At 70.8% G+C, this 6155-nt stretch carries 6 protein-coding genes; all 6 read right to left on the reverse strand.

Annotated elements, in window-relative coordinates; genetic code table 11:
* Window positions 1-25: 25 nt before the first annotated feature.
* Complete coding sequence (locus tag E1265_RS32235) at window positions 26-475, reverse strand: hypothetical protein (protein ID WP_132934504.1); 450 nt, start codon at window positions 473-475, stop codon at window positions 26-28.
* Window positions 476-612: 137 nt separating this feature from the next.
* Entirely contained in the window at window positions 613-2889 is a 2277-nt protein-coding gene (locus tag E1265_RS32240) for a type IV secretory system conjugative DNA transfer family protein (protein ID WP_132934505.1), read from the reverse strand.
* Window positions 2890-2989: 100 nt separating this feature from the next.
* Window positions 2990-3370 carry a hypothetical protein gene (locus tag E1265_RS32245; RefSeq protein WP_132934506.1) on the reverse strand — a complete coding sequence of 127 codons (381 nt, stop codon included), beginning with the start codon at window positions 3368-3370 and terminating at the stop codon, window positions 2990-2992.
* 8 nt (window positions 3371-3378) lie between these two features.
* Window positions 3379-4947, reverse strand: a complete 1569-nt coding sequence (locus E1265_RS32250; protein ID WP_132934507.1) for a hypothetical protein — start codon at window positions 4945-4947, stop codon at window positions 3379-3381.
* A 128-nt stretch (window positions 4948-5075) separates the two neighbouring features.
* Window positions 5076-5612 (reverse strand): hypothetical protein, encoded by a 537-nt coding sequence (locus tag E1265_RS32255; protein WP_132934508.1) that lies wholly within the window; start codon window positions 5610-5612, stop codon window positions 5076-5078.
* A gap of 3 nt (window positions 5613-5615) precedes the next feature.
* The gene (locus tag E1265_RS32260) at window positions 5616-6119 is read right to left on the reverse strand and encodes a hypothetical protein (protein WP_243741264.1); all 504 of its coding nucleotides are present in this window, start codon (window positions 6117-6119) and stop codon (window positions 5616-5618) included.
* Window positions 6120-6155 lie beyond the last annotated feature (36 nt).

Raw genomic sequence — 6155 nt, forward strand, 5'->3', positions numbered from 1 at the left:
GCCGTGGTGTGCGGGAGGGTTGGGGTCAGGGCAGGGACCGCTGCGGGTGGTTGCTCTCCCGGTAGGCGAGCCGGATGAACTTGGGGATGAGCTCCTGGTCGCCGATCTGGTGGCCGTTCGCGCGGGCCCAGGCCCGGATGCGATCCGTGTCCGGGAGGGTGCGCTCGATGGCGCCTTGGACGTAGTCGGTGGACATGAGGCTGCCGGCGTCGTCGATGCGGTCCCACAGCTCGTTGAGGGCTTCCCGCATCTGTGTGTACTGCTGGAGCAGCCACCGCATGTCGCGGGGGGCGTGGGCGAGGAAGACGCCTTCGGGCAGGTACACGTCGCCGCTGGTGCCCAGGACGGCGATCGGGTGGCCGTCGGCGTCCTCGATGAGTCCGGCGTCCGTGTCTCGCTGCCGCCAGTGGTTCGCGGATGCGGGGAGGGCCTTCGCGCGGGCTGCGATCGCGATGAGGCGTTCGATGTCGGTCAAGGGGTGACCTGCCTTTCGTTCGGACGGTGGTGGGTAGCCCGGCGGGTGCCGGGCTGCCTGTCCCGCCCTCGGGCCCGGGCGCTGGAGGGCGTCGGGTCCGAGGGCCGGGCAGGTAGCCGGGTCAGCAGCCGGGTGGATCAGTCCTGGTCGTCGCTGGGTGGGAGGGCGTAGTGGCCCTTCTTGACCCGGATGATGTCGCCGGCCTTGGTCAGATCGCCGAGGACGTTCTGGAGGGTCTGGCCGGCGACCTTGGAGGCGAACTCGATCTCCTTGACCGGGTATCCGTCCTCGATGTCGCCCATCTCGCGGTGCAGCCAGGTGAGGCCGGCGAGGACGCGCTCGCGGGCGGTGGGCTCCTTGAGCAGGCTCAGGCCCGGCTCGCCGGGCTCGTAGCCGGGCTCGAACCCGGCCCCGCCTTCGTCGTCCGAGACGGTGGCCTTCTTCTTCACCACGGTGTTCTCGATGGCGGCGAGGGCCTCGACATCGTGCCACCAGGGGACGTCTGCGGGGTGGGTGACCGGGATGCCGCTCAGGTAGGGGGCGGCGTCCTCCATGTCCGAGGCGCGGAACATCTGGGGTGAGGTGGTGTGGTCGGCGATGTAGCCGAGGCCGTAGGTGCGGTCGTGCTCGGGGATCTCCTGGGTCTCGTCGTAGAAGATCTGCTCCTCGTCCTCGTCCGCGCTCCAGGAGATCGGGATCTGCGAGGGGTCGACCGTCTTGAACTTCTCCGGGATGGCGCCAGCCAGCGAGACGACCTCCTTTGCAACGCGTAGGAAGATGAGCGTGCCGCCGCCGATGATCTGCTGTCGCACCTCGCTGCCGCCGATGAGGTCGGCGAGCATGGTCTGGGAGGCGATCAGCAGGCTCATGCCGACCGACCTGCCGAGCCGGGAGAGCCGGGAGGCGATGTACGCGCCTTCGCCGCCGTTAAGGATCTCCGGCGCCTCATCCACCACGACCAGGATGTGCGGCCGCTCCGGAGTCGGGGTGAAGTTCTTGGTCTTGGTGGCCTTGGACTCCTCGATCCGGTGGTCCAGGACGGCGTTGGCGACGCGCAGCGCCTTGATCACGTCGTCCGGGCCGCCTGCGGAGTAGGCGGCCATGTCCTCCACGGTCGGGTTGGAGGAGCCCTTGGGGTCGGCGTAGATGATCGCCGATCCGGCGACGTGCACACCGAGACAGATGAGCTGAATGACACCGCCCTTGCCGGCGCCGGTGGTGCCGACCACCGCGACGTGCAGGGCACCGAGGGCACGGTCCACCAGTTGGAGGACGGCCTTGCGGCCGGTGGCCATCATGCCCAGCGCCATCCGCCCCGAGGCCGACATCGCGACGTCGGCCGCCGAGGTGATGGGCCTCTTGTCCTGCAACGGGTTGCGGTCCATCAGCAGTACGTGCCCGACACGGGGGTTGGTCGTGGGGGTGTAGGCCAGCAGGGACGGGCGGGTGCGCAGCGCGCCGGCGAGGTCGTACACGTTCGGCTGCGCCAACGAGGGGGCGTCCTCGTTGGCCCTGATGATCAGTCCGGTGACGCCGTCGCGGGCCTGGACGTCATCCACGTAGGAGCGGGGCAGGACACCGGCCTTGGCCACGCGCAGCTCCCACAGCCCCTTGATCCCGGACGGGGTCTGCTGCGTCACGGCGGCCCTCGGCTGGGCGTGGACGATGACCAGGCACTCCCCAGCGTGGGCCCCGGTCAGGATCTCGACCTGGTCCAGCGGCACCTCGTAGAGCGCGGAGATCGCCTCGGCGCGAACCTGCACCGGCTTGCCCTTGGGAGCGACGATGGCAGCTTCCCACCGGTCCGGCCGCAGCACCCGCAGGGTCATCACGTGGTCTTTGGCGGGGCCGTCGGAAGCGAAGTGAGCCCAGGTCAACAGGATGTCGCGCTCCCGAGCACTCATCCCCGGGATGAGCTTGGGGCCGGCCTTCTTGCGCTGCTTCTTCGAGCCGCGGCGCGCGAGTACCTTGCGGAGCTTGAGTGGCAGGATGCCGGTGGCGCCCCACCAGGTCAGCGACGCCAGGCCCTCCACGGAGGGCACGTCCAGGAAACCCAGCAGCAGGCCGAGGCTGCCGGCGTCGCCGCCGGCCAGGCCGGCGACCAGACCGCTGGTGGTCAGCGCGGAGGACAGCATGAGGGTGGAGCGGTGGCCGTGGAGGATGTCCCCGCCCGGGATCATCTCCAGCACGCGAGCGGAGATCTGCTGCGTGTAGGCGGCGGTCGCGAGGGTGAGGTAGCCACCGGTCGCCAGCGTCAGGCCGAACGACGCGGACGACTCCAGGATCGGCATGGCGGCGGTGACGGCGGCGGGAGCGAAGATCGAGCCGAGGGCCACCGCACGCTCGGGGCGGCCGACCTCGATCTCAGGGGTGAGGGCGCGCCGCTGCTGCTGCGCGTTCGTGTCGGTGGTCACGGCAGTGGTTCCTTCCGTATCGCATGGGAGCGGGCCGGCAGCAGCTGCTGCCGGCCCGCTCCAGAGGTGGGAGTGGATCCAGGGAGTGGATCCGATGGGGTTAGTCCTGCTTGAACCAGAGGCGGTCGATGTCGTGGACGCCCTGGATGTTGGAGGCGTCCACGGCCTCCTGGATCGCGCCGTCCTCCCGGGCCGCGGTCTCCCGCATCACCTCGGAGACGCGCTGGACGTCGTGGAGGTGGTTGAGGAACTTCGCGTAGCCCTCGTTCAGCGCGCCGCACTCCACAGCCAGGGAGCGGCACTCCTCCACGGTCGGGGTGTCGATCCGCATCTCGCCGATCATCTCCGCGACGGCGGCGGTGTCCTCGCCGATCTCCTTCAGCATCCTCGCCCGCTCCTCGAGGACCGCGCCGACCTTCTGGGTCTCGGAGTCGAGCTTCTTGATGGCGCGGACGAATCCGGTGTGGGTCAGGTCACTCACGACGCTCCTCAGCGCTGGTAGTAGGTCATGTTGGCCGGGGCCGTCCGGCCGGCGTCCTGCACGGCCGCGGTGATGAGCCGGTAGCGCTCGCGAGCGTTCGCCTGCACCTCCCGTGCCCGGTCCGCGGCCTTCAGCAGCCGCTCCTGCTGCTGCTCGGCCTGCTGGAGCGCCTCACGCACCTTCTCCGCGTACAGCGCCAGCGCCTCCTGGGTCTTCTCGCCGGCCTCCTGGACCTTCGCGGCGTCCTGCAGGATCGTGACGCGCTTGCGCATCTCCTTGCAGGTGTCGACCAGGACCTGCGCCTCCTCGGTCATCCGCTCCAAGAGCTTGGCCTTGCGGGCCATGACGTCCAGGTAGCGGTCCACGCGGCGGACCTCGCCGCTGCTCAGCGCGTCCCGGTCCGCGCCGTCCAGGACCAGGCCGCCGTTCTTCCCCGGCGAGACCCCGATCGGCTCCGCCTTCTTCTCGGTCTTGGCCTTGGCTTTGTCCATCTGCTCCTTCTCTCGCTGCGCCTTGGTCGTGGCGTCCGTCCAGCCGTCCCGGGCGCCATGCCGGTAGGCCTTCGCCTTGGCGACCGCGCGGCCGGCCCGGGTCCCATCGCGATAGCCCGCCTCGCGGGCCGGGCGGGTCGTCATCGGATCCACGGCGGAACGGCTGTCCTTGCCCGAACTGCCTCCGCCGCCGCCGGACGTGCCGCCCGTCCCGGTCGTGCCGGACGAACCACCGCCGGCCTTGCCCGAGCCGCCGCCGTTCCGGGGGGACTTGGACAACCGCTGGCCACTCCCCCCAGAAGCACCCGAGGGGGAGCCGCCGCCGGACGAACCGCCGGCGCCGTGCTGCGTTCCGGCCCGACCGCCGCCACCGCCGGTGGTGCCAGAGGACCCGCCACGGCCCACCGAACCGGAGGCCGAGCTACTGTCCCCGCCGGAGCCGTTCGGCCGGCGACCGCCGCCGGGCGTGCTCGAGGTGGAACCGCTGGCATTCTCCCGGGTCCGGCCCGGGGAATTCCCCCCGCCGCCACCGCCGGAATTACCGCCGGCGGCGCCCGGTGAATTCCGGGCTCCGCCACCGGTCCGGCCATTCTTCCCGCCCGATCCGGAGCGTCCCGGGCCCTTTCCACCGCCGGTACCGCTCTCACGGTGGCCGGCCGACGATTCCTTCCCACCGCCAGAAGCGACAGTTTCCGTACGAGTCACCCGCGTTTGATTGGCGAGCGCCTCCGCTTTCCGCGCTTCGGCTTCCTTCGCCCGGGCCCGCGCCCTCTCCCGCAACACATCGCGGAATGAAGTGGCCGATCCCGATGAGGAATTCGACGCCTTGTCGCTGCCCTGGTCGGCCTCCCCACCGGCGCCGCCCTGGAGGTCAGCGGAGGACGCGCCGGACACCCCCGTGCCCTCGCCGTCCTCCTCGTCGTCCTGGTCCTCGTCGGGCTCCTGGGGGCGGGCCGGCTCGACCGGCTCCAGGATCGACTCCATGACCGAGCGGCGCCGGGGCGCGGCGCCGTCCTCCTGGACGTCGTCCTCGACGACGGCCAAGTCCTCTCCGGCCCTCGTCTCCGAGGGCTCCTTCGTGCTCATCACGCCTCCCTGGCGCCGAGCTACCTACTTCCTACCTACCGCCCCCGGGAGAACTCCCCGGGGGCGCCCACGCGCGCCTGAGCAGGCGTTTCCGGGCCGGTAGGTAGGAAGTAGGTAGGTAGTTGGGGTCAGGCGGTCCGCTTCTTGGTGGCCAGGTAGACCACGCCGCAGATCACGACCAGGACCACGGCGGAGGCCGGCACCGCGGCCGAACCACCACCGCCACCGCCCTCGCCGCTGGCGGCCGCCGTGGCGGTCTCGACCGCGGCCGTGATGTCCGAGGGCGAGCAGGACGCGACGGCCTCGTACTGCTGGCCGTCCTCCGTCTCCACGCACAGCTCGGAGGGGTCGACGTCGCCGAGTTCCAGGCGCGCGGCCTGCATCTCCTGCTCGTGCTCCATCTCCGCCAGGCGCAGCTGGAGCTCGATCTCGCGCTCGCGGATCGCGTTCTGCTGCATCGAGTTGACGGCGACGAATCCGCCGATACCGAGGACGGTGACGCCGGCGACGGCCGCGCCGCCGAGGATCAGCTTGCCGCGCCGGGTCATCCCCGGCTTACGGGCCGGACCCCCGTAAGGGGAATTCACGGCCTCGTCCGTGTAGTTCCCGGCGATGATGTCGTCGAATTCGTCGCTGCTGCGCGGCGAATAATTCTCGTTCGACATTTCCTAGTCTCCTTTCTTGTGGGCCCGCGCGGCGGCGGAACGCAAAACAATCTGGACGGTCTCCAGGCTGTTTCCGGGCAGGTCATTCCACGCGTGAAAAGCCATCCGGACGCCGGCGGCGGCGAGGGCCTGCTGCAGGTAGCCGACGGCCAGCTGGCGGTCGACGCGGGTGACGTGGCCGGTGCGCTCCAGCAGGTCCTGGGCGCCCCGGATACACAACTTGCCGGGCCAGGAGACGTCCGCCGCCTGGCACCAGCCGTAGTGCTCCAGCACCACGCTGATCTGGGCGAGATGCCTGGAGGGCGGCTGGGGGATGGGGTCTTCCCACATGCCGACCGCCGACATGGCCTCCCGCAGTCGGCGGGGCAGCAGGCGGTGGCTCCACGGCGGCGCCTCCACCGGCGTGAACACCGGCGCCGGCACAGGCCGGATCGGCGAGGCCGGCCTGGACGGCGCGACGCTCGGGCGGGGCACGAGGCCCGGCGGTCGGGCTCGGGCAACGCTCATGACTGACGCTCCTTCAGGGGGTGGTGGGTTGAAGGG

Source organism: Streptomyces sp. 8K308 (assembly GCF_004348315.1).
In the GTDB taxonomy this organism is placed as follows: Bacteria; Actinomycetota; Actinomycetes; order Streptomycetales; family Streptomycetaceae; genus Streptomyces.